20 protein-coding genes are annotated in these 25127 nt (G+C 46.5%); 10 read left to right on the top strand and 10 right to left on the bottom strand.

The window, feature by feature from the left end:
* Positions 1-32: 32 nt before the first annotated feature.
* Positions 33-1184 carry an alpha-hydroxy acid oxidase gene (locus BGP75_RS07405; RefSeq protein ID WP_076717174.1) on the top strand — a complete coding sequence of 384 codons (1152 nt, stop codon included), beginning with the start codon at positions 33-35 and terminating at the stop codon, positions 1182-1184.
* A gap of 79 nt (positions 1185-1263) precedes the next feature.
* Here the strand turns inward: BGP75_RS07405 and BGP75_RS07400 are convergent, their stop codons facing one another.
* The 3 genes from BGP75_RS07400 to BGP75_RS07390 form a co-directional block, all read right to left on the bottom strand.
* Complete coding sequence (locus tag BGP75_RS07400; protein WP_076717172.1) at positions 1264-3936, bottom strand: TRAP transporter large permease subunit; 2673 nt, start codon at positions 3934-3936, stop codon at positions 1264-1266.
* Positions 3937-3965: 29 nt separating this feature from the next.
* Entirely contained in the window at positions 3966-5054 is a 1089-nt protein-coding gene (locus BGP75_RS07395; protein WP_076717170.1) for a TRAP transporter small permease subunit, read from the bottom strand.
* Between the two features lie 169 nt (positions 5055-5223).
* A complete protein-coding gene (locus tag BGP75_RS07390; protein ID WP_076717168.1) occupies positions 5224-6318 on the bottom strand; it encodes a TRAP transporter substrate-binding protein in 1095 nt (364 codons plus the stop codon).
* A gap of 359 nt (positions 6319-6677) precedes the next feature.
* On the opposite strand from BGP75_RS07390, the gene BGP75_RS07385 reads away from it, so the two are divergent.
* From BGP75_RS07385 to BGP75_RS07375, 3 genes are all read left to right on the top strand, one after another.
* The gene (locus tag BGP75_RS07385; protein WP_076717165.1) at positions 6678-7400 is read left to right on the top strand and encodes a 16S rRNA (uracil(1498)-N(3))-methyltransferase; all 723 of its coding nucleotides are present in this window, start codon (positions 6678-6680) and stop codon (positions 7398-7400) included.
* Positions 7401-7570: 170 nt separating this feature from the next.
* Complete coding sequence (locus BGP75_RS07380) at positions 7571-8632, top strand: Fe(3+) ABC transporter substrate-binding protein (RefSeq protein WP_076717162.1); 1062 nt, start codon at positions 7571-7573, stop codon at positions 8630-8632.
* Positions 8633-8735: 103 nt separating this feature from the next.
* Positions 8736-10448 (top strand): iron ABC transporter permease, encoded by a 1713-nt coding sequence (locus tag BGP75_RS07375; RefSeq protein ID WP_083704679.1) that lies wholly within the window; start codon positions 8736-8738, stop codon positions 10446-10448.
* A 197-nt stretch (positions 10449-10645) separates the two neighbouring features.
* Here the strand turns inward: BGP75_RS07375 and BGP75_RS07370 are convergent, their stop codons facing one another.
* A complete protein-coding gene (locus tag BGP75_RS07370; RefSeq protein ID WP_076717159.1) occupies positions 10646-11689 on the bottom strand; it encodes an ABC transporter ATP-binding protein in 1044 nt (347 codons plus the stop codon).
* Between the two features lie 221 nt (positions 11690-11910).
* Positions 11911-12489 (bottom strand): 1,6-anhydro-N-acetylmuramyl-L-alanine amidase AmpD, encoded by a 579-nt coding sequence (ampD, locus tag BGP75_RS07365; protein WP_083704678.1) that lies wholly within the window; start codon positions 12487-12489, stop codon positions 11911-11913.
* Positions 12490-12686: 197 nt separating this feature from the next.
* On the opposite strand from ampD, the gene nadC reads away from it, so the two are divergent.
* Entirely contained in the window at positions 12687-13562 is an 876-nt protein-coding gene (gene nadC, locus BGP75_RS07360) for a carboxylating nicotinate-nucleotide diphosphorylase (RefSeq protein ID WP_076717156.1), read from the top strand.
* 78 nt (positions 13563-13640) lie between these two features.
* Here the strand turns inward: nadC and BGP75_RS07355 are convergent, their stop codons facing one another.
* Both BGP75_RS07355 and BGP75_RS27630 read right to left on the bottom strand, forming a co-directional pair.
* On the bottom strand, positions 13641-13985 hold the full coding sequence (locus BGP75_RS07355; protein WP_076717153.1) for a hypothetical protein: 345 nt from the start codon (positions 13983-13985) through the stop codon (positions 13641-13643).
* Between the two features lie 273 nt (positions 13986-14258).
* Positions 14259-14699 carry a prepilin-type N-terminal cleavage/methylation domain-containing protein gene (locus tag BGP75_RS27630; protein ID WP_076717651.1) on the bottom strand — a complete coding sequence of 147 codons (441 nt, stop codon included), beginning with the start codon at positions 14697-14699 and terminating at the stop codon, positions 14259-14261.
* Between the two features lie 280 nt (positions 14700-14979).
* Here BGP75_RS27630 and pilB point away from each other — a divergent pair, with 280 nt between their 5' ends.
* The 5 genes from pilB (at position 14980) to BGP75_RS07325 (ending at position 19912) form a co-directional block, all read left to right on the top strand.
* Entirely contained in the window at positions 14980-16698 is a 1719-nt protein-coding gene (pilB, locus tag BGP75_RS07345) for a type IV-A pilus assembly ATPase PilB (protein WP_076717150.1), read from the top strand.
* A 97-nt stretch (positions 16699-16795) separates the two neighbouring features.
* Positions 16796-18016 carry a type II secretion system F family protein gene (locus BGP75_RS07340; RefSeq protein WP_076717148.1) on the top strand — a complete coding sequence of 407 codons (1221 nt, stop codon included), beginning with the start codon at positions 16796-16798 and terminating at the stop codon, positions 18014-18016.
* A gap of 69 nt (positions 18017-18085) precedes the next feature.
* On the top strand, positions 18086-18970 hold the full coding sequence (locus BGP75_RS07335; protein ID WP_076717145.1) for an A24 family peptidase: 885 nt from the start codon (positions 18086-18088) through the stop codon (positions 18968-18970).
* A 15-nt stretch (positions 18971-18985) separates the two neighbouring features.
* Positions 18986-19588, top strand: coding sequence for a dephospho-CoA kinase (coaE, locus tag BGP75_RS07330; protein WP_076717142.1), 603 nt, complete (start codon positions 18986-18988; stop codon positions 19586-19588).
* Positions 19589-19672: 84 nt separating this feature from the next.
* On the top strand, positions 19673-19912 hold the full coding sequence (locus BGP75_RS07325; protein ID WP_369832105.1) for a DNA gyrase inhibitor YacG: 240 nt from the start codon (positions 19673-19675) through the stop codon (positions 19910-19912).
* On the opposite strand, the gene BGP75_RS07320 is transcribed toward BGP75_RS07325, so the two are convergent.
* From BGP75_RS07320 to secA, 3 genes are all read right to left on the bottom strand, one after another.
* Positions 19899-20912, bottom strand: coding sequence for a Nudix family hydrolase (locus BGP75_RS07320; RefSeq protein WP_158070071.1), 1014 nt, complete (start codon positions 20910-20912; stop codon positions 19899-19901). The genes BGP75_RS07325 and BGP75_RS07320 overlap by 14 nt on opposite strands.
* Positions 20913-20990: 78 nt before the next feature.
* Complete coding sequence (gene argJ, locus BGP75_RS07315; protein ID WP_076717135.1) at positions 20991-22232, bottom strand: bifunctional glutamate N-acetyltransferase/amino-acid acetyltransferase ArgJ; 1242 nt, start codon at positions 22230-22232, stop codon at positions 20991-20993.
* A 152-nt stretch (positions 22233-22384) separates the two neighbouring features.
* Positions 22385-25126 (bottom strand): preprotein translocase subunit SecA, encoded by a 2742-nt coding sequence (gene secA, locus BGP75_RS07310; protein WP_076717133.1) that lies wholly within the window; start codon positions 25124-25126, stop codon positions 22385-22387.
* Position 25127: the final 1 nt, after the last annotated feature.

Here is a 25127-nt window from a genome sequence, read left to right as displayed (position 1 = left end):
GGCTTTAACAATAGAATAAGGAAGGACATAGCATGTCAGCGCTTGACCATTGCTTTAATATCGAACACTTGCGAGCACTAGCCAAGCGCCGCCTACCTGCCCCGATGTTTCACTATATTGATGGAGGAGCAGACGATGAATGGTCGATGAAGCGCAACTCCAATGCCTTCAATGACTATCAGTTGTTACCCAACTATCTTAACAATATTGAGAGTATTGATCTCGCAACCCAGGTACTGGGTTGCGAGCTGGCTATGCCCTTGCTTCTGGCCCCAACGGGAATGTCCAGGCTATTTCATCACGACAAAGAATATGCCGTCGCCAGAGCAGCAGACAAGCTTGGTACACTTTATAGTCTATCCACAATGGCCACTACCAGCCTTGAAGATATTGCCCGCGAAACAACAAGCCCTAAGATGTTCCAAATTTATATTTTAAAAGATCGAGAGCTTACTCGAGAATTTGTACAACGCTGCAAAGCGGCTGGATATAAAGCACTGTGTCTGACAGTCGATACTCCACTGGCTGGAAACAGAGAGCGGGATCTGATTAATGGTATGAGCATGCCACCCAAATTCACCCTGAAAAGCCTGTTAAGCTTTGCCAGCCATCCTCAGTGGGCTCTTAACCTTTGGCGTAATCCTGATTTCCAGCTGGCCAATGTAGCCCACCGGGTTGATGCAATCGGCAAAGGTACCGTTGGGCTAGTCGAGTATGTTAACAGCCAATTTGATCGCTCGATCAATTGGGATGACGCCGCCTGGCTGGCAGAACAATGGGACGGTCCTTTTGTAATCAAGGGCGTACAAAGCCCTGATGATGCAAAAAAATCACTGGATATCGGCGCAAGTGCCCTGATGATTTCAAACCATGGAGGAAGACAACTAGACTGCACACCCGCTCCCATCGATTGCATTGCTCCCATTAGAGAGGCAATCGGTGATCAACTGGAACTGATTGTTGATGGTGGAATTCGCCGCGGAACCGACGTCATTAAGGCATTAGCGTTAGGGGCCAACGCTTGCTCAATTGGACGCCCGTACCTCTACGGCTTAGCCGCTGGAGGCCAAGCGGGAGTGGAACAAGCTTTAATACTCCTTAAAACTGAGATTGAAAGATCCATGGCACTACTGGGTTGCAATTCAGTAAGCCAACTCAAGCAATCTCATTGCATTCAAATTTAACCAGGATATATCCCTTCAGTACAATCACTCCGATCACCTGTCACGGTACTGAATCAGTGCCGTGACAGGATTATCGAAATTAAAAGTTAAGTGAAATATCCCTGTGAACAGATTGGCAGCTTGCTACGAATTCAGCCTGGTCGATGGTCAAGCGTTTCTGCAAGCGCAAACCAATACTGTGCTTAATCGCATCATCATATTCCGCCAGCGCCGGAGCCAACTCAGTCGCAGCCCTTCGGCGCCACTCCACCTCGTTAGCAAATACTTTTAACCCTTGCTTCAGCTGTTTAAGGGCCTTTTCAGTATTTGGCTTTTTCTTTAATGCGCGGCGTGCTTTAGAAAGCTTACTCTTAATCGCGCTCGCAGATGCGACAGAACCCAAGGAGCTTTCTACAGCCTTGATTTTGTCCATTGCCTCTTTTGCCATTGGCTTAGATGTTACTTCTGTAATCACCTCTTCCAGGCCTAAAAGATCAGGCTCTAATGCAGCAAGAGCCTCCGCATCATCAATTACCTGCCGTAGCTCTGTGACTGCTTCATAAGCACCGTCGACGTTGTTACGATAGCTGCTTTTAGCCTTCTTAACAGCGGAAGACAGATCCGTATAGCCCTTACGGGCAGACACCCACTCAGCAGGTACTTGTGCTTCTAACTGCGCTTGCTCAGACTTAATCTCTGATATTTTTTGCTGCAGATTATCAAGACGCACCTGGTCGACCTTATCTTCTCGGGAGATTCGTACAAAATCCCGTTCGTAATCGGTAATTAATTGATTACGATCTCGAATTTCCTCCTGCAAATCTCGCACCTGGTAGTGTAGTGGGCGGTAGTCAGGGCTGTAATCAGCCAGTTTTTGCTCGGCTAGCCTAATGTTTTCTACCAAACCAAAGGTTGCTGATGCCTTATCAAAGCCGGCCGCAAGAGATTCCCGCTGCTTCTTCGGCAAATAGCTGATATCCGCCGCCTTAACTCGATCAATACTAGCCCGCAGCCGGTCTCCCTCGGTGTCATAAATATTGAATACATAATCTTCCATACAAGACTGTAATCGGGGATTCATCGGCGGCGGTGCCGTCTCGGACGTCAGGTGAGTCCTGTTGGGCAGATAATTCACCATTATCGGGAACATTCCAGCGATCACCAACGCCAGCAACTGCAAGCCGATAAAGACCACAGCCCCCTTGTATATATGCAGTGTTTTAACAATTTTTGGCGCAACACCACGCAGATAAAACAGTGCAAAACCAAAAGGAGGAGTCAGAAAGGAGGTTTGAATGTTAAGCCCGATCATAACGCCCAACCAGACCGCAGTAATATTTGCTCCTGGATCAGCCAAAAGAATAGGCGCCACGATGGGGACTACAACTACCGCGATTTCAATGAAATCAAGGAAGAAACCCAACAAAAATATGACCACCATTACAACAACAAACTGGGTCCAAAAACCACCAGGGAGCCCGGTCAGAAACTCCTTAACCAGATGCTCACCGCCAAACCCCCGAAAAGCAGAGGTCAGCATGGCTGCACCGATCAGTATGATAAAGACCATGGAAGTCGTTTTTGCAGTTTCGACCATCACCTCATTGAGCGTATTCTCAATTTTATATGCTCGCCAAGCACTCCAGATCACCGCAACCAATAAGCCGGTAACAGCAACAACCGCCAGAGCAATACCCGTGATGTCACTTTGGTTCTTGATGTTCTTAATATTGATATCGTAGAAAGAAAGTACAACTCCAATCGCTATTGTAGATCCAATAGCCAATACAGCGGGGTAATAACTGTTTCTTTGGCCACCGGTCAATCGGTAGCCCCCCATAATCATCGCACCTACTGCACCAATGGCACCAGCCTGATTAACAGTTGCTATCCCGAGAATAATAGAGCCCAGCACTACCAGAATAAGCCCAAGCGGCGGCACCAGAGCTAAGAGTACATTGATAATAAACTGACGATCATACTTACCATCATAGGGTACTGGCGGTGCGGACTTGGGTCTGATCAGCGCCGTGATAAGAATGTACAAAATATACAGCCCTACCAACATCAACCCAGGGATCAACGCCCCCATGAACATATCACCCGCACTGGCTGAAGTGATATCAAATGCAGACGGCATTGCAAATTCGCCAGTGGCTTCTTTATATTCTGCCTTGCGCATAGTACTTGCCTGATCCGCCGCGCTGGACAGCTGATCTGCAAGTATGATTAACACGATAGAGGGAGGAATAATCTGCCCCAGCGTTCCCGACGCACATATGGTTCCACAGGCAAGAGATTTTGAATAATTGTTACGTAGCATGGCAGGCAGAGAAATCAATCCCATTGCGATAACCGTTGCTCCAACGATACCGGTAGTTGCTGCCAATAAAGCTCCGACAATAACAACAGAAATACCTAAACCACCAGGAACGGGCCCAAACAGCTGCGCCATAGCGACTAACAGATCTTCAGCGATCTTTGAGCGCTGAAGCATGATCCCCATGAATATGAACAAAGGAATAGCAATAAGCGTGTCACGCTCCACATCCCAATATAAACTTCGGAAGTTTGTTACCCCGGCACTAAGCCATTGTATGGGTCCCCCTTCGGCAAAATAAGCACTGGCATCATCGGCAAATAGCCATCCACACAACGCAGCTAACCCAATCGCTAAAATAGCAGAGCCCGGAAGAGAAAACGCGACAGGGAAGCCGGAGGTCAGGGCTATCACCATCAGCAGGATGAGGACAACGAGAAAAAACAACTCCATGATCTTTACCTTATTATTTTAGTTCAGGCTTAGTGGCTGAAAGTGACGGCAGGTTTTTCTGCGCCAGGTTCGCTACGCAGATCGGCGATATTGCTTAACAGATAACTGCAAAACTGGACGATCATAGATAGTGCAAAAATAACAAGGTAGGCGACCATCATATATTTGACATACATCCCGTAGCCGGCCTGAGACACCTCAAAGCTTAAAAGAGGGCTATTGATACTACTTCCTTTAACCCACATGCCCATTGTCAGAATAATCCAGCAAAGAGGCAATCCAAGTGCCAGCAACCCAAAGGTATTGGACCATGCCTTGGCCCGATGACCAAAGTGTGCGTAAAGCACATCCACACGAACATGCCCTTCACAAACGAGAGTATGGGCACTGGCAAATAAAAATAGCGCGGCATACCAGAAACGCACCAAATCTCCCATAAACACTTGCTCATAAGAGAAAACAAAGCGCAGCAGGACTATCTGAAATTCCGCTAAAACGACTAATAATGCCAGCCAGGTAAAACCTAAAGAACGAGTAAAGAGAGCAACAATAAACGATAGGACAATAAGCGGATAATGGACATTGATAGCACGATACTGTGGACGCCCCAAATCCTGAGTCATTTGCTCACCAACAAAAAGGGATAACAGCTCTTCAACCCTAAGCAAAGAGATAGTCATATCCACCAGACCCACAATAAAGACAGCCCAGAATGCAGCCCTGACTATATAGGCAGCAAAACCTGACAGCACTTTGGCGTCAACCCGGAGCCCCCTCCTGGGTGTAATCATCACAAAAACAGCAACCAAAACGATTCCCCCCAGATAGCTGGCAAGTTGTAGCCAACCCAAGGGAACCTCCTCAGCAGTTAAGGGATTTTTCGGTGCAGAGAAGCCGAACCATTGCTGATGGGAGATAAACTCCAACAGCCCCGGCCACTCTAACCAGAAAATAAGATAATTATTAAATAAGAATAGTAATGCGGTTATGACTATTGATGTCGCCAGAATACGGGCCATCTTGTCTATTAACGAATTGCTTGAATCGCCAGTTTCTCGGCTATTATCGGGATCACCGACAGCCGACTCCACTGACGTAGGGGTACCAGTGTCATTCATATGCTAGCGCCTGCACAATCAAAGGATTACTGAAAGTATAGTGGCGCTGAGGCAGGCCCGCAGCCGTCAACCTCAACAATAGTTGAAAGACTGACGATAAAAAAATATTGAAAGTACGGTACCAACTGCACGGAGCTAGCAGGCTCCGTGCAACCACAGCGCACTTTGATTACAGGTCGAGAACGCGGTTACGTTGTTCGACATAGGCCTGATCAGAGATCTTAGCCCAGGCACCAACAGTACTACGAGAAGCGACAAAGCTGTCATGAATACGTGCCGCGAGGTCGCTGTGTTGACGAACGGTTTCAAACACTTCGTCAGCAGCCTCACCAAAGGCATCATAGACATCATCGTTGAACTGACGCAGCTTCACACCCTGCTCGTTGATCAACTTAGCCAGTGCTTCACCATTTTTGGCGTTGTATTCCGCCATCATGACATCATTTTCCATCGAGGCGGCAGCGTTAACCATCAGTTGATCGGACTTTGACAACCCGTCCCACCATTCTTTGTTCATGCCGATAGCAAGCATCGCGCCCGGCTCATGCATGCCTGGATAGTAGTAGTACTTGGCAGCCTCATAGAATTTCATAAAACTATCATTCCAAGGGCCTACCCATTCGGTCGCATCAATAGCACCGGAAACCAGGTTTTCATAGATCTGACTTCCTGGAAGGGAAACAGGGGATGCACCCAATTTGGCCATAACATCACCACCAAGACCCGGTATACGCATTTTCAGGCCTTTCAGATCATCAACAGAATTGATCTCCTTGCGGAACCAACCTCCCATCTGAACGCCTGTATTACCGCACATTAACCCCTTCACACCAAACTCGGCTCCCAACTCATCCCAGAGCTCCTGACCCCCACCAAAGCGAATCCAGGCATTCATTTCTGTATAAGTCAGGCCAAAAGGCACAGCTGTGAAATACGCAAAGCCAGGGTGTTTACCTTTCCAGTAATACTCTGCGCCATGATAAATCTGAGCATTACCAGAGGCTACTTCATCAAAGGAGTCGAAGGGCTTAACACGCTCACCGCCGGCGTAGTAATTAACCTGGATACGTCCATCACTCATATCGGATAAACGCTTGGCAAAACGCTGTGCACCGGTACCTAACCCGGGAAAGTCCCTTGGCCAGGTGGAAACCATGTTTATTTCCATACGCTCTTTAGCAATTGCCGGAGCAGAAAGTGTAGTTGCAGCAGCAACGCCACCCATACCTGCCAGACCGGTTTTTAAAAGCTCACGTCTTTTCATGAAATCATTCTCCTGCACTATTTTTTTAATTATCTGGTGCCAAAGACCCGCTTTCTCAGTTCAAGCTCAGGAAAGCACATCGAGTCCATTGCAATTTTTTAACTAAGTTCCACCACAAATGCAATCAGTTTCAAATATTTAGCCTGACATACGACACTCTACCCACAATCAGACATAAGCAGCACGTTTATTATTACCAAGATCGCAAATGCTATTGCCCGGTTCGCAAAGTGGTTTATGCTAGACGACAAAACCATTCCTAATTCAAGTCAAGTGACCAGACTCTGCTCGCAGACTATTTTTAACAGCTTGTGTCACCTGGAATCTATACGTAGTACTACGGAAATCACATAACAGTCATGAACTTACTTCTGCTCACAGCTAAAGATTTCTCTGCTCCAGGCCGCGTCATTATTGATGATCGACGCTTCCAGCACTGCCTGAAAGTGCATCAGGCACGCTTGGGAGACATACTCAAAGTGGGCCTGCTAAATGACAAAATAGGCAGCGGTCGGGTTATATTTATCGACCAGAAAAAAATGCAGCTGGAGGTGGAGTTATCTGCCCAGCCTCCAGAAAAACTACCACTCACGCTGATTATGGCTCTTCCCCGACCCAAAATGCTCAAGCGTATTTTTCAAACCTGCGCCACGATGGGGGTGGCTGATCTCATACTGATAAACGCCTATCGCGTTGAAAAAAGCTATTGGCAGTCCCCTTTTCTGCAACCGGAAAAAATTAATGAGCATCTTTGCCTTGGGCTGGAGCAGGGGATAGACACAGGGTTGCCCAAGGTCAGCCTCAAAAAGCGATTTAAACCATTCGTTGAAGACGAATTACCAAATATCAGCCAGAACAAGCGGTTATTGGTTGCACATCCCTACAATGCAGTCCCCTGCCCTCATCCAGATTCAAATGGACTTGTTTCCAACACAACCGTACTTGCCATAGGACCGGAAGGTGGATTTATCCCGTATGAAATTGAAAAATTATCTAATGCCGGGTTCAAGCCTATTCACTTGGGTCCAAGGATACTCCGAGTTGAAACAGCGTTGTCCGTACTACTGGCAAAGCTGTTCTGAGTAACTTCTCATGACCAAAGCGCTACATCACTACCTCTAAATCCGATCAGCAAGACAGTCTGAATTAATACATATCAAGAATAGAGGGGTTACAACTATTGACTTTACCCTGAATATTAATAAGAATCCTTCTCATTATTGTTTATATCATTATGCGAGGTTCGAAAAGAATGCTGTCTTTTGGAAAAATCAAACGTTTCTCCGCGCTTACCCTACTTTCTGTTTCTGCACTACCTATGGTTGCAGCAGTCAGCGCGGCCTCTGCCAACGCGGCCGAAGAAGTTAACATCTACTCTGCCAGGCAGGCATTCTTGATCAAACCGATGCTGAAAGCATTTACCGACGAGACCGGCATAAAAGTAAACGTTATTTTTGCCAAAAAAGGACTTATTGAACGTATCGAGAATGAGGGTCAGAACACCAATGCGGACCTTTTCTTAACTCCAGATATCGGACCGATTTACGACATTGTCAACAAAGGGCTAACTCAGGCTGTCGACAGCCCTGTACTGGAAAAGAATATTCCCAGCCAATACAGAGATCCTGATGATCAGTGGTTTGGACTAACAACTCGCTCTCGTATCATTTACACATCCAAAGAGCGTGTTAAAGAAGGTGAAATAAAGACTTACGAAGATCTGGCTGACCCCAAATGGAAAGGCAAGGTTTGTACCCGCAGCGGCAAACACACCTATAACCTGTCTCTGGTCGGAAGCATGATCGCAACCCACGGAGAAGCAGAGGCTGAGAAGTGGTTGGAGGGCGTAAAAGCCAATTTGGCTCGCAAACCACAGGGTAATGACCGGGCTCAGGTCAAGGCCGTAAAAGAAGGGGTTTGTGATGTCGCTCTTGGCAACAGCTACTACTTCGGAAAAATGATTACTAACGCCAAGAAACCGGAGCAAATCGGCTGGGCTCAGTCTGTAAACCTGTTATTCCCTAATCAGGCTGACCGTGGAGCACACATGGGTATCAGCGGTGTTGTTTTAACTAAACACTCTAAAAACAAGGACAATGCCATCAAGCTTATGGAGTTCCTAAGCGGCCCAATGGCCCAGTACATGTACGCGCAAGAGAATTTTGAATTCCCTGTTCGTCCTGGCACCCCTAAGTCTTCACTGCTTGATCAGTACATGGGTGACTTCAAAGCAGACGACATGAGCTTGGCAACAATTGCAGCCAATCGCTCCAAAGCTTCTAAACTGGTTGATAAAGTCGGCTTCGATAACTGATAATAGCGCTCATGTATTGAGAATTCTCTGAGTTCTCAACAAACGGTAGTCATAGTTGACTACCGTTTGCTTTTTTTGGTGACGATAGGTAACCCCCGCGCCCATGAGCAGCAGTTCAACTCAACCCACGCCAATGGCACATAAGCCTCCTTTAGCGGCCGACACGTCCAATCTAGTATCAACAGACTCCCATCGTCGCTGGTTTTTCAGCGCTCTAGTCGTAGCCGTACTCGTTGCCTTACCCGTAGTATCAGTCTTCTACTTGTCTCTCTTTCCAAGCGAGAACATTTGGTCACACCTGGCAGCAACCGTACTCCCGACCTATATCTCCACTACGCTTATTCTTATGATCGGGGTTGGAGGATTATCTATTCTCATCGGTGTCAGCACTGCCTGGCTGGTTACCATGTGCAACTTTCCGGGCAGAAAAATGTTTGAATGGGCGCTGCTGCTACCCTTTGCAGTTCCTGCCTATGTTATTGCATACGTTTATACAGACCTACTTGAGTACGCAGGCCCAGTACAGGGTGCGCTTCGTAGATTCTTTGGCTGGAGCAGTTATCAGGACTACTGGTTTCCCGATATACGGACTCTGGGTGGTGCTATCCTTATGCTGGCACTCGTGCTCTACCCCTATATTTATATGCTGGCCAGAGCCTCTTTTCTTGAACATTCCGCCAACATCCAAGCCGCCAGCCGTACCCTGGGTTGCACGGCATTCCAGAGTTTCTTACGGGTATCACTCCCCATGGCTCGCCCTGGTATCGCTGTCGGCCTTTCGCTGGTGTCCATGGAAACTATTAATGATTTCGGCACTGTCGACTACTTTGCTGTGAAAAGCCTCAGCGCAGGAATCTATGATACCTGGCTTAATATGAGCAACCTTGGTGGAGCAGCACAAATTGCCAGTTTTATGCTGGTATTTGTGGTAATTCTAATCACCCTTGAACGAATAGGGAGAGCACGACAAAAGCAATTTAACAGTTCTGATCGCTTCAAGACCCTGGAACGGTTTGAGCTAAGAGGCTGGGCAGCGTATTTTTCCAGTTTAACCTGCCTGCTACCGTTTATTGCGGGGTTTGTGATTCCTTTTCTACTACTCGGCAAATATGCATACGAAAATTTCAATGAAACCTGGAGCGAAGAGTTTCTGATCATTGCAGGAAACAGTTTCTTACTATCAGCAACCGCGGCTGTAGCCGCGTGCCTGGTGGGCCTGATACTGGCTTACAGTAAACGATTAAGTCCCGGCAGGGGCTTGGTTGGGGTGGTTCGTTTTGCCAATCTGGGATACGCGTTGCCGGGCGCAGTGCTGGCTATTGGTGTAATCATTCCCTTTGCTGCTTTTGATAACGGTGTAGATAGTTTAATGCGTGAGTATTTTGGGGTATCTACGGGTTTGCTGCTCAGCGGAACCATCTTTGCTGTACTGTTTGCCTATGTAGTACGGTTTTTAGCCGTAGCTCATGGTTCAGTTGAATCAAGTCTCGCCAAGATAACCCCGACGATGGACATGGCCTCTCGCTCCTTAGGCCTCAATACCTTCCAAACACTGGTCAAAGTTCACTTGCCTTTGATCAGGGGCGGTATTATGACGGGAGCGCTGGTGGTGTTTGTTGATTGTATGAAAGAACTGCCGGCCACACTGATTTTACGGCCCTTTAACTTTGATACCCTGGCAACTTATGTCTATCAGTACGCGTCTGATGAAATGCTGGAAGAGTCAGCCTTAGGGGCATTACTAATCGTTCTGGTGGGATTGATCCCGGTCATACTGCTCAGCCGTTCCATTGCTGAATCACAACGAACCAATTAGAGCTACAGGATTACGACAACATAAGGATTATTTGGGAAGCCTGCCCCCTGGGCAGCAGAGGACTCATTAAGAACATAATGGATTTATTCGAAAGTTCCTGAGTAGAAACTAAAAAACAAAGAATCACGAAACAAGTAGCAACTGAACAAAGAGCTATGGGCTTTTTATCAACCCAGCATCTCTATGCTTCCAACCCCTTAAACACGAAATGCGACCAGCTTCTCTGTCTCCACCCGCAAACCTATTGAATCACCCACCTGATAATCATGATCAGCCATAAAGGACGACTCCACTAATCGACCCGTGGGTAGTTTCAGAGTATAAAGTGTGGATGTCCCTAGAAATTCTTTCTTAATTACTTCCCCATTCACTGAACAGCCATTGCATCCTGGCACAATTTCATGCGGCCTGACAAAAACATCCACCTGATCTCCGGCACTCCAACTAACCTTTGAGGCTTTTACCAGACCAATATCTGTGTCAACAAGATCTCCTGAGACTGCTTTGCCACGCAGAAACTTACCCTCTCCAACAAAGCTTGCAACTACAGGATTTTCAGGATGGTGGTAAATTTCAAAAGGTGTATCCCATTGTTGCAACCGACCACGGGCAATGACCCCCAGCTTATCACTAACGGTAAAGGCCTCATCCTGATCATGGGTAACCACAATCGCCGAAATTTTCTCTTCCTTTAGAATATCCCGCACTTCCACTGACAATTGACGACGCAATTCTGTATCCAGATTGGAAAAAGGTTCATCCATCAACAGCAATTGTGGCTTAGGCGCCAGAGCACGAGCCAATGCCACACGCTGCTGCTGCCCCCCCGACAATTCATGAGGATATCGATCCGCCATACCTTCCAGTTCGACCAACTGCAAAAGGTGATCGACAACCCGGTTCTTTTCCTTGCGCGAGAGTTTCGTCAAGCCAAAAGTAACATTATTACGAACGCTTAGATGCGGGAATAGAGCATAATCCTGAAATACCATGCCAATACTACGTTGCTCAGGAGGGACACTTTTTCCAGGTTGTGCAATAACCCGATCATTGAGAGATATGCTTCCACTATATATCGGGTTAAAACCAGCGATCGCACGCAGAACCGTTGTTTTTCCACAGCCACTGGGGCCTAACAGGCAGGTTATCTCACCCTGCTTAACTTCGAACGACAGCCCCTCAACAATTTTTTGTGTCTGATAACGACATTCTATATCGTCAATTTTGAGCAGCCTTTCCATACAACAAACGCCTTAGACTTTTACACTTGTTTTGGAAACCCCGTAAAAAATCGGGAATAACCCTATAAACCACATAGCTAAGGGCATGATAAATAGAAATCATTATTGTTACCAATAAATTTGATAACTAGATTCCCAGAAATTGCTGGCGTTTGCCTCAAGTCAAGATTACTAAAATCAGGACAGCCCTTTATCCCTCTATGGCTTACAGCATTTTGTCGCTAAGCTTGCAGTATTCGACGAAAGTACTCCCAGTCAAAAGCAGGTCCCGGATCTGTTTTTCTACCGGGAGCCACTTCACTATGACCCACAATCCGTTCAGGAACTAAGCCTGGATACCGATCCATTAGAGCATTACAGGTAGCCACGAGCACTTGATATTGCTCCTCGGTAAAGGGAATATCGTCGCTGCCCTCAAGCTCTATACCGATGGAAAAATCATTACAATTTTCCCGACCATCAAAACTGGACACCCCCGCATGCCAGGCACGGCAATCAAAAGAAACGAACTGGGTAACCTCTCCTTTACGGTCAATAAAAAGATGTGCAGAAACCTTTAGCGACTCAATTTCAGAAAAATAAGGGTCTGCATCGACTTCCAGCTGATTTAGAAAAAACTGCTTAACATAAGGAGTGCCAAACACTTTAGGCGGCAAACTTATATTGTGAATGACCAGCAAATCAACAACTTGCCTCTCTGGTCTTGGGTTTTGATTTGGGGACTCACAAAAACCGGCCTCTAGCAGCCGGTCGCTGATAACCCTAAACTGAAGTTTGTTCAACGTTTTATATTCACTCATTAATAAAATATTTCGAAAGTATACTTGAGATTAAGGCTGTCACTTCAACTCTTGCTCAATTCTGGAGCATTTCCGCAAATCTGGTACAATGCACGCCGCCAACAACGACCTTTTTTCATTTCCATTCGCCTACAGTCAGCCAAGCGAATCGAGCTACTATCATAATCGAGCCACTATCATAGACGTCGGAACTACAGATGACTCACGCAGATCGTTCAAAATCTCACTTGTCAAAACAGCATTTTCTGAAACAAGATCTGGAAATCAGCGTACGCAGAGCCCTTGAGGAAGATATAGGCAGCGGCGACATCACTGCAGCCCTGATTCCCGAGACACAGCTGGCAAAAGCACAGGTTATTGTCCGTGAAGATGCCGTCATCTGCGGTCAAAACTGGGTGACGGAAGTATTCAGACAAGTAGATCCTGATGTGATTGTCAGCTGGAAAGTAGAAGACGGCGACCAGGTTAATGCCAATCAACAGCTGTTCACGCTGGAAGGCAAGGCCCGTTCTCTGCTGACAGGAGAGCGCTGCGCATTAAACTTTCTGCAAACCTTATCCGGCACAGCCACCCGCAGCCATTACTACGCCGATCTGGTGAAAGGGACCTCGGTTAAGCTACTGGACACCCGCAAGACCCTTCCTGGCTTAAGAAACGCGCAGAAATATGCAGTCAGCTGTGGTGGCTGCTACAACCATCGCATTGGTCTTTATGATGCCTTTTTAATAAAAGAAAACCATATAGCCGCTTGTGGGTCAATCGCCCAGGCCGTCGCTCAGGCCCGTAGTAATGAACCCGACAAACCTGTAGAAGTGGAAGTGGAAAATCTGGATGAGTTCCAGCAGGCACTAAAAGCACAAGCCGATACCATTATGCTGGATAATTTCAGCCTGACTGATATGCGCACCGCAGTAGAAACCAGTCGAGGAAACACAAAGTTAGAAGCGTCCGGTGGTATTACCGATGAATCTTTAAGAAGCTACGCTGAAACCGGGGTGGACTTTATATCGATTGGCGCACTGACAAAGGATTGTAAATCCATTGATTTATCAATGCGGTTTATTGAGGAATAACAGGAAACGGAATCAAAAACCTAACGGGATAGCTGTCTCTAAGCCATTGCTACGATGCTTTGGCTTAGATGCACCCGATCAGTCGCACCTGGCATAGGCAATTTCTTCCCAATCTTCTCCTCCACTGTTTTGCAACTTCAATACATCCACTACTTGAACTGCGACTCCCTTTGCACCTAACTGTATAAATTTAGCACAAAGCGACCGGGCATAGTCTTTCTCGTCAACTTCGGTCTTGATAACACCCACCGCCACATTACTGTAATTCCAGACGTGAGATTTGATACGCGGATCAGCAGCAATAAGCTGATTCATTTGCGCAATAACCTCTGATGAATTGGTTGGTTTATTTTGTTCAATAAGCCAAGTGGCGATAACTGAGGCGAGTATCAGGAAGAATATAATTGCGCTTTTTTTGTTCATGTTGCTACAGCATTCCTAGGCGAATTTACTTTAGATTGCAGCATAACAGACAGAGAAACTATGACCATTAGACGATATAAGAAGGATAAAACACTACCAGAAGAACTATTCAAAACGGAAACAACTAGTAGCTACCTGTAATCATAGACTCAAGCCATAAATACATTCAACTAAGGATTCGAACAGGAAAAAAACCCCGGCATAACCGAGGTTTTTTCTGTAAAGCGGTCAAAAGTTAAATTCAATTAAACTTGGCCATATTAAGCCGGATTTTTAGCACCAGCCTTCGCTCAAGCATCCACTTGAAGCACTTTCTGACCAAAGAACCTGACCAGTACTTTGTCTATCTCCAGAAAGAATATAACTTACGTTCCCGGTTCCAATACCCGTAGACTCCGCTTGCACCTCTACGTTTGTCCCATTGGCTACAGCCTCTATCTGATTCACATAACCTGAAGCTGTACCCACACTGGAAACACCACCAGAAGCAACTGAGGATATACACATAGCAGCAAAAGTAGTATCATCTGTAGCTTTGGTTTGACCACAAATATCTACTTGCGTCTTAATCGCAGAGGTTGCCAAAATAACCTCTGAGAATTTCGCCTTATTGGTATAGGTTTGATAAGCCGGCAACGCAATGGCAGCCAGGATACCGATAATCGCCACTACGATCATCAATTCGATCAGGGTAAAACCCGTTTGCTTTTTCATTTGATCTCTCCCAAGAGTTTTGAACACCAGTCGAGTCCTGGCCTAATTGTTGTAAAAACAGTTTTCTTTCTTAAGCACCGGTAGTTTTGCTTACCACGGCCCCAGAGTGACAAGAGTTAAACACTTGTATACCTAAAACAATACATCATCCAACTCTATGCATCCGAGTATAGTCAGCGTTTCATAACAAGTACATAAGTGCTATGGTCTAGTTAACCACTCTTTGATTTAACTCAATATTTGCTATCGTGATAATTCCACACCGAGAGCTGCCAAGACTATGAGCGTACAACCTATACAGCCGCTAACCGGATTAGCCAAAAGATTGGTCAATGACAGCATTCTTTCTTCAGAGAATGCTACTCATGCCCTTCTGGAAGCCAACAAACAGAACACATCCTTTATCAGTTACGCAGTACAAGAGAAGTTGGTCAGTGCCTATAAGGCTGCAACAGCAGCTGCCGATGAGTTTGGTATTCCATTGCTGGATCTGGATGAATTTGATTTCAGCCAGTCCCCCCAGGATCTGGTCTCGGAACAATTAGTCCGAAAACACCATGCAGTTCCATTAATCAAGAGAGATAACCGTATCTATATAGCGGTTTCTGATCCAACCAATGTCATCGCCTTGGATGAAATCAAATTCCACACTGGAATAAAGACAGAAGCAGTCGTTGTCGAAGAAGATAAGCTAGCCAGAGCAATTGATAAGTTCCTTGATCAGCAGCAAGGGTCTGCATTGGATGGCCTGGAAGACGAGGACCTTGAAAACCTTGAGCTTGAAGATATACAGGATCCTAATGCAAACACCGAAGCTGAAGACGAAGGAGCAAACGAGGCCCCCATCGTTCGCTTTGTCAATAAAATTCTATTAGATGCCATAAAGGGTGGTTCATCCGACATTCACTTTGAACCCTACGAAAAAGCTTACCGCATTCGCTTTAGAACAGATGGAATTCTACATGAGGTTGCGAGACCTCCAGTAAACCTAACTCCCCGCTTAAGCGCCCGCTTAAAAGTCATGTCACAGATGGATATTTCCGAACGTCGCATACCCCAGGATGGCCGGATAAAGATGCGAATTTCAAAAACAAAATCTATCGATTTCCGGGTAAATACTCTACCAACACTCTGGGGCGAAAAAATTGTATTGCGTATTCTTGATTCTGCCAGTGCTCAAATGGGCATAGATGCCCTGGGTTATGACCCCGAACAAAAAGCACTTTACCTGAAAATTCTGGAAGAGCCTCAGGGAATGATACTGGTTACCGGGCCTACGGGTAGTGGTAAGACCGTATCACTGTACACTGGCCTGAATATACTCAATACACCAGAGCGGAATATATCCACCGCAGAAGATCCTGTAGAAATAAACCTGGAAGGCATCAACCAGGTCCATGTAAATACCAAAGTTGGCCTAACCTTTGCCACTGCGCTTCGGTCTTTCCTTCGCCAAGACCCGGACATTGTTATGGTAGGTGAGATCCGTGACCTTGAAACGGCAGAGATTGCCATCAAAGCAGCCCAAACGGGCCATATGGTACTTTCCACACTGCATACCAACAGTGCCCCCGAGACCCTGACCCGCCTTCGAAATATGGGCGTGCCAGCCTTCAATATAGCAACCTCAGTCAGCTTGATCATCGCTCAACGGCTAGCCCGACGCTTATGTAGCAAGTGTAAACAACCGGTTGATATTCCCAAGGCAACCTTACTCGAAGAAGGTTATACTCAGGCACAGGTCGATTCAGGCTTGGATATCTACGGCCCGGTTGGTTGCAATAGTTGTATCGGTGGCTATAAAGGCCGTGTCGGTATCTATGAACTTCTGCCAATGACCCCAGAGATTGCTGAGTTAATTATGAGCAATGGAAACTCTCTGGAAATTGCAAGCATGGCAAGCAAGCAAGGAGTCAACAATCTTAGAAAATCAGGGCTGATCAAAGCAGCCAACGGGTTAACCAGCCTTGAAGAAGTAAATCGGGTCGTCAAAGCTTAAGCCAGGGTTTATACTCAGAAATTACTGCTAACGGGCAGCTTTTACGTGATATATTTTCGACAGATATTCTTAAAGAGACGTTGATCGGAACCCAAAAATGGCGGCAAAAGAAGCAAAAGTATTTTCTTTCGTCTGGGAAGGCAAGGATAAAAACGGGAACAAAAGCAAAGGTAAGATTGATGCGGAGAACCCTGCCTTTGCTAAAGCCCTACTCAGAAAACAAGGCATTATTCCAGGCAAGGTCGCCAAAGAACGCACCTCAATGTTTGGTGCTGCCGGCAAAAAAACCACTCCACTGGATATCGCACTCTTTACCCGGCAGTTAGCAACGATGTTAAAAGCCGGTGTGCCACTAATACAGGCTTTCGACATCGTGGCGGGCGGTGTAGAAAAAATCCAGCTTAAAAAGATGATTGGTGATATCAAAAATGATGTTGCCAGCGGTGGAAATCTTGCCTCGGCTCTTGCCAAACATCCCAGGCAATTTGACGATCTGTTCTGCAACCTAGTGCAAGCTGGTGAACAGTCCGGTGCATTGGAAACCATGCTGGATCGAATTGCGACCTATAAAGAAAAAACCGAAGCCCTGAAAGCTAAAATCAAAAAAGCGATGACCTACCCGATCGCCGTTATTATTGTGGGTATTGTGGTTTCTGCTATTTTGCTGATAAAAGTTGTTCCTCAGTTTGAATCTATTTTTCAGGGTTTTGGCGCAGATCTGCCTGCTTTTACCAAGTTTGTAATAGGCCTTTCGGAAATAGCACAGAACTATTGGTATATAGCACTGGCTGCCGTAATCGGTGCGGCCTTCGCATTTAAGGAAGCATTACACCGGTCTGAAAAATTCTCCGATGCAATAGACAAATTGTCACTAAAAATTCCGGTTATCGGAGATATATTAAACAAGGCTGCTATCGCCCGTTTTGCCCGTACTCTATCGACCACATTTGCTGCCGGCGTGCCCTTGGTTGAAGCCCTTAACTCTGCTGCAGGAGCGTCAGGCAATGTCATCTATCGAAACGCCATTAACCAGATCCGCAATGGCGTATCTACTGGCCAGTCGCTGCAAAACTCTACGCGATTCACCGGAGTATTTCCCAATATGGCGGTGCAAATGATAGCAATCGGTGAGGAATCGGGATCTCTTGATGAGATGCTGGACAAGGTTGCCACTTTTTATGAAGCAGAAGTGGATAATGCTGTAGATAACCTGACTGCACTAATGGAGCCCTTTATTATGGCTATACTAGGCGTGCTGGTAGGCGGATTGGTTATCGCAATGTATCTGCCTATATTCAAACTGGGCGAAGTTGTTTAATGTGCCCCAAATATAAACAGGCAGCGCTGGTTTTAGCTTTTCAAGAACAGCTTCCTTAAGGATCCATCTTTGTCCTTGTACGATTTACTAAACAGCACCCCCAGTCTAACAACTTTACTTTGTCTGACTCTGGGACTGTTGGTCGGTAGCTTTCTAAACGTCGTTATCTATCGGCTTCCTGAAATGATGAAGCGGGAATGGAATTCACAATGCAAGGAGTTACTGGAGACAAACCAGGCTGAAGAATATCTTGGCGCTCCCCTTTCCACCCCCTTTAATTTAGCGGTCCCCCGATCAAGGTGCCCTGATTGTGGTCATGAAATTCGTGCCTATGAAAACATACCTGTAATAAGCTATCTACTACTGAGAGGTCGTTGCTCTTCCTGTAAAAATGGCATATCTGCTCGTTATCCATTACTGGAAATGATTACCGGACTTCTGTCCGGCTATATTGCCTATGTTTATGGCTTCTCTGCGCTGACATTGGCTCTCCTCATCCTGACATGGGTTTTAATTGCATTAACTATGATCGACTTCGATCATCAGCTCCTTCCCGACAATATGACGCTTCCCCTGCTGTGGCTGGGACTGATGATAAACAGCCAAAACTTAATCACCGATCTAAGCAGCGCTTTCTGGGGCGCCGTACTGGGTTACCTTGCTCTCTGGTCTGTTTACTGGGCATTCAAGTTAGCTACCGGCAAAGAGGGGATGGGTTACGGTGATTTTAAACTTCTGGCGGCTCTCGGCGCCTGGGTAGGGTGGCAGATGTTGCCGTTGATCATCCTGCTATCTTCTTTAGTCGGCGCAATAATTGGCATTGCCCTGATAGCCCTGAAGGGACGAGATCACAGCCAGCCTATGCCCTTCGGCCCTTTTCTGGCGATCGCTGGCTGGATCGCGCTGATCTGGGGTCAAGCGATTACCGACTATTACTGGCAGTTTTTAACCTGAACAAAGGCATATAGAATGTTTACAGTAGGCCTGACGGGTGGTATCGGCAGTGGTAAATCAACGGTTGCAGAGCTATTTGCTGCTCGGGATATTAAAGTTGTTGATACAGACATCGTTGCCCGGGAAGTTGTCGAGATTGGAACACCCGCATTACAAATCATTGCTGAACACTTTGGGACTGAGATTCTATTAACGAATGGCGCGCTGAATCGGGCTAAATTGAGACATCGTGTTTTCCAGCAACCTGAACAACGAGTCTGGCTGGAAAAGCTGTTACACCCGCTTATTAGACAGCTTACGATTCAACAGCTAGAGTCTGCTGAATCGGACTACGTCATACTCGTTTCGCCCTTGTTATTGGAAACTGACCAGCACCAACTCACAGATCATATTCTGGTAGTTGACGTCCCGGAAGCGATTCAGATAGAACGTACTCTGGCACGGGATAATAATAGCGAAGATCAGGTCAGAGCAATACTTAACGCCCAATGCAGCAGGGATGATCGATTATCGAAAGCTGATAGCATCATCAATAACACAGGCCCGGCTGAGCAACTCTCAAAGACGGTACTTAGCCTGGATAACAAATTTCGGAATATGGCCCACAACAATGAATGAGCAAACTAATAGATAGTAGCTAATAAATAGCAACTAAGCTTAACTTCATTGCACTTAGCCTAATAACGTTTAAATAGATTAACAATGGCCTCAAATACATCAATGAAAACAACGATACCTTGTCCGCAATGCCGTAAGCCCGTCAATTTATCTGAAAAAACAGCGTTCAGACCATTCTGCTCCGAACGCTGTCGCCTTATTGACCTTGGAGCATGGGCCAGTGAAGAATATCAGGTAGACGGCCAATCTCAATCAGAGCAACTTGGGGATCTTGATGTGGGCAGTGATGAAAAATCAGACTGGGATTTACCTAACCTACACTAGAGTCTTCGCAAGCCGCATCAGATAGTTTCTCCAACTCATGCGGCTCCCAAAATGCACTGATGGCAGCAATCCCCTGCCCCCCGTACTGTATAACCTGTTCAGTGGAATTCATACTCATCCCTCCCAGAGCAAAAACAGGTATTGAGGCTTTATCCACCAGATATCTAAACCTATCCATACCTAGGGCAGCTGTATCAGGATGAGAGCCTGTTTTTTGTATTGGTGACAATGAGGCATAGTTTGCACCCAGCTCAGTGGCACGCTTAAGCTCTGCTTCATTATGGCAAGAAGCGCCGATCCATACCTTATTCCGCTTCTTTTCTTTAGTTTCACGCCAAGCCCTCAGTGTATCAGCCTCTATGGACACAAGCTGTTTGGAAGTCAAATGAATACCGTCAACATCAAATTCGCTGGCAAGCTCCAGGGAATCATTGAGGATAAGCAAGGCCCGATAACGACGACACAGCTCTATGGATTTTTCCAACAGTGCTGACTGAAAGGAATGATTGGCCCGAAATTGCACCATTTGAATCCCGGCTTTTAATGCCCTCTCAAATCGGTTCAAGTAATCAGCGTCATCAATAGAAGGTCCCGTGATCATATAACGATCCGGCAACAACAGGGCATCGATGATCGGTCGATTTGCAGCGGGAAAAGCGGCTGCATCCAGCTCCTGCGTATCCAGCCACTTCAGAGCTTGCCCCTCACAGCCAACGGGCTTTCCACTGAATCGAATAACTCGCCACACATCCAACAGAACTGTTTTATCGGGATAACTGTAAGGAATCCGTATCAAAGGAGAATACTGCTCAGTAACAATACCCAGCTCCTCCTGTAACTCTCGGCAAAGAGCTTCGCTAACCGTCTCACCCGGCTCTACCTTACCACCGGGAAACTCCCAAAGCCCTCCCTGATGCACATGTGCAGGACGCTTGGAAATTAACAGCCGGCCATCCGCACCAAAGATTGCAGCGGCTGCCACATGAACAACTTTATTCAAAATAGAGCCTATTAATCCTGATCCGTCTTTGGAGAAATTGCCTTAGTAAATTTGTCAGTATCTATGTTCAAATAATAATCAGGATCGATAATCGGCATTAATACTGACGTAATCATGAGAAAGGTCATTAGTCCAGACCTGATCTGAAACAGCACCACGATTTAACAGAATGCGAATCAAAATTTCTTCGCCATCCATAACCGCCTGCCCCAGCTCCTCTGTATAGCTATTGGCTCGACCGCCACTTTCAACGATACAAACGTCGTTTAGATAAATTTTCAGATCAGCAACGTCCAAATCAACGATTCCCGCCCTGCCTACTGCTGCCAGGATACGTCCCCAGTTGGGATCACAGGCAAACAAAGCCGTTTTCACCAAAGGCGAATGCGCAACTGTGTAAGCAGTTTGAAGCGCTTCTGATTGACTATTTGCCCCTTCAACTGCGACTGTTACGAACTTAGTCGCCCCTTCCCCATCTCGGACAATTGCCTGGGCCAGTTCAAGTAACACTGATTCGATCGCTTCCGCGAATAATTGCCACAGCTCTGTGCCAGGCGCAATATCTACTCCAGTCCCCGTGGCTATCAAAATACAAGAATCGTTTGTGGAAGTATCTCCGTCGACAGTCACTCGATTGAACGTTCGTTCTGCCGTCTCGGACAATAATCTCTGGAGAGCTTCTTCTTCAACTTTTGCATCGGTTGCGACATAAGCCAGCATGGTAGCCATATTGGGACAGATCATTCCAGAACCCTTGGATATACCACTGATTCTAATGGTCTGGTCCTGATATTCGATTAATCGACTACTCCCCTTCGGTCGGGTATCAGTTGTCATGATCCCCCAGGCGGCATCTTCCCAGCCTTGCTCATCCAGCGCTGAAACCGCTTCAGGAATACTCTGCTGAATTTTTTCTATCGGAAGCTTTTCGCCAATAACCCCGGTTGAAAATGGCAAGACGGCTTCTGGTTTGACACTGACATGCTCCGCCAGCGACTGACAGCTGACAAAAGCGTCAGACATGCCCTGCGCCCCCGTACCCGCATTAGCATTACCAGTATTCACCAGTAAATAACTTGGAGAGGATCCGCTAGACTGTTGTTTTTCGAGACGCTGCTTAGCCAGGTGCTCTTTAGCAACCAGAACCGGTGCGGCGCAAAAAGCATTTTGGGTAAACACTCCTGCAATTGAAGAGCCTGCAGCAAGCTCCATCACGACCAAATCCCGATGATCCGGTTTTTTAATACCGGCGCATGCAGTACCCAAACGAACACCATTAATGGTTTGAAAATTCGGTAATCTATCAGGTCCTACTGCCACGCTATAAAACTCCTGGTTTCAACGAATAAACTGTCTTTGGATAAAGCGGTTTTGGTGAAACAACACACTCTAGGTAGTTCTAACTAAGTCATTGTTCTACCTAAGTTATTCAACACTCTACGGTATTCAACACTGGTACCAGGGCAACAAAATCAATTTATGCGGCCGTGGCACTGTTTGAATTTTTTACCAGAGCCACAGGGACAGGGCTCATTTCGGCCAACTTTTCTCTCATCCCTGACATAAGGAGTATGTTCTTCCTGACCAATAGCCACCTCCTCTCCAGCAGACTCTGCAGTCATCGCATTAGCTTGCTCATGCTGATATTGCATTTGCTGTTGCTCCAGGGCCTCCCTGCGTTGCCGTTCCAACTCTTCAATTTCTTCAGGTTGGCGAACTTGAACATGACAAATTATGCGCACGACATCTTGCTTAATATTCGTCAATAAGTCCTGGAACAGCTCAAAAGACTCACGCTTGTATTCTTGCTTAGGATTTTTCTGTGCATATCCACGCAGATGGATACCCTGACGAAGGTGATCCATGGTAGCCAGATGCTCCTTCCACATCGTATCCAGCACTTGCAACATCACTTGTTTTTCAAAAAGCCGGATGGATTCGGCGCCAACAATTTCTTCCTTTTGTTTATAGGCATCCAGCGCTGACTGCAAAATCCTGCTTCTAAGCGTCTCTTCGTGAAGGTTATCATCGGTATCCAACCACTCCTGCAGTGGCAGTTGCAGATTGAGATCAGTAACCAGTTGCTTCTCAAGTCCTGCAATATCCCACTGTTCTTCCAGGCTCTGCGGAGGAATGAAGTCATTAATCACCGCGTCAATAACTTCTTCGCGAATAGCGTTAATCGTTTCTGATATATCATCTGAAGCCATCAGCTCATTTCGTTGATCATAAATCGCTTTTCGCTGATCGTTAGCAACATCATCATATTCAAGCAGCTGCTTACGAATATCAAAGTTACGACCTTCAACTTTTCGCTGGGCTTTTTCTATCGCATTGGAAACCATCTTATGTTCGATAGCCTCTCCATTTTCCATTCCCAGCGCCTGCATGAAGTTCTTTACCCGATCAGAAGCAAATATACGCATCAGACTGTCATCGAGCGATAGGAAGAATCTTGAAGAACCAGGATCCCCCTGTCGACCGGCACGACCGCGAAGCTGATTATCTATACGACGGGATTCATGCCGCTCAGTGGCTACTATGTGTAACCCCCCTGCATCAAGTACCTGTTGATGACGCGTCTTCCAGCGGCTCTTTATCTCTTCGACCTGCTCATCGCTAGGGTTATCGAGCTTGGCAAGCTCCGCCTCCCAGTTTCCACCCAAAACAATATCGGTACCTCGACCTGCCATGTTGGTTGCTATCGTAACCGCACCCGGGCAACCCGCATCGGCGATAACCTGTGCCTCACTTTCATGGTGTTTGGCATTCAGAACATTGTGCTTTATTTTTGCCTGGTTCAATAAATTGGAAACCACCTCTGACATTTCAATGGATGCAGTACCCACCAACACAGGCTGTTGACGCTCAATGCAGCCCTTAACTTCCTCAACAATGGCATTAAACTTCTCTTCCATCGTCAGATAAACAAGATCGTTGTAATCCTGTCTCTGGACTGGTTTATTGGTAGGAATAACGACAACGTCCAAACCGTAGATTTGTCGCAGCTCGAACGCCTCTGTATCTGCCGTACCGGTCATTCCGGAGAGCTTGTTATAGATACGAAAGTAATTCTGGAACGTAGTTGACGCCAGAGTCTGACTCTCGTTCTGGATGCTAACACCTTCCTTAGCTTCCACTGACTGATGAAGCCCCTCGGACCAACGACGACCAGCCATGGTGCGCCCGGTATGTTCATCGACAATAATAATTTGATCATCCTGAACGATATAGTCCACATCGCGAGTGTAGAGGACATGCGCTCTCAAACCAGCGTGAACGTGATGAAGCATATTAAGATTCTTGGGGGCGTACAGGCTTTCATTTTCTTCAAGAAGCCCCATTTCCATTAACAACTGTTCAACATATTCGTGTCCGAACTCAGTCAACTCTACCGACTTTTGTTTCTCATCAACTATGAAGTGACCAACTTCACTGGGCTCTTCTTCACCTTCTTTAAGATCCGGTTGTCGTTCTAGTTTCGGAATCAGCTGGTTAATTCGCTGATACAACTCTGAACTATCCTCCGCCGGCCCTGAAATAATCAGTGGTGTTCGCGCTTCGTCAATCAGAATGGAATCGACTTCATCGACAATGGCAAAACTTAGAGGCCGCTGAACTTTGTCTTCCACAGCAAAGGCCATATTGTCACGCAGATAATCAAAACCGAACTCATTGTTGGTTCCGTAAGTGATATCAGCAGAATAAGCAGCCTTCTTTTCCTCATGGTCCTGGCCGGAGTAGATGACGCCATAGCTCAGACCAAGTGCCTCATAAAGACGCCCCATCCAACCGGAATCTCGTTTAGCCAGATAGTCGTTGACAGTGATTACATGCATGCCCTCACCAGGGATGGCGTTCAGATAAGCAGCAAGGGTTGCTACCAGAGTCTTACCTTCACCGGTACGCATTTCTGCAACTCGCCCCTCATGGAGGGTAATACCACCGATAAGTTGTACATCGAAATGACGCATACCCAGTATACGCTTCGAAGTTTCTCGACATACAGCAAATGCCTCTGGCAGTAACTGATCAAGCGTTTCTCCCGCTTGAAAGCGCTCCCGAAACTCTACTGTTTTAGCTTTCAACTGCTCTAAGCTTAATTGGCTAATCTCGTCTTCAAGGGCGTTAACTGCTTTGACAAGCTTACCCATCCGCTTAAGCTCACGGTCGTTCTTACTTCCAAAGATCTTTCTTATCAGGGGCGCAATCATA

It is taken from the genome of Motiliproteus sp. MSK22-1, from assembly GCF_001968815.1.
Taxonomy (GTDB): domain Bacteria; phylum Pseudomonadota; class Gammaproteobacteria; order Pseudomonadales; family Balneatricaceae; genus Motiliproteus.
The sequence above is the reverse complement of the archived record's forward strand: the minus strand, read 5'-3'. Positions and strand labels throughout refer to the sequence as shown.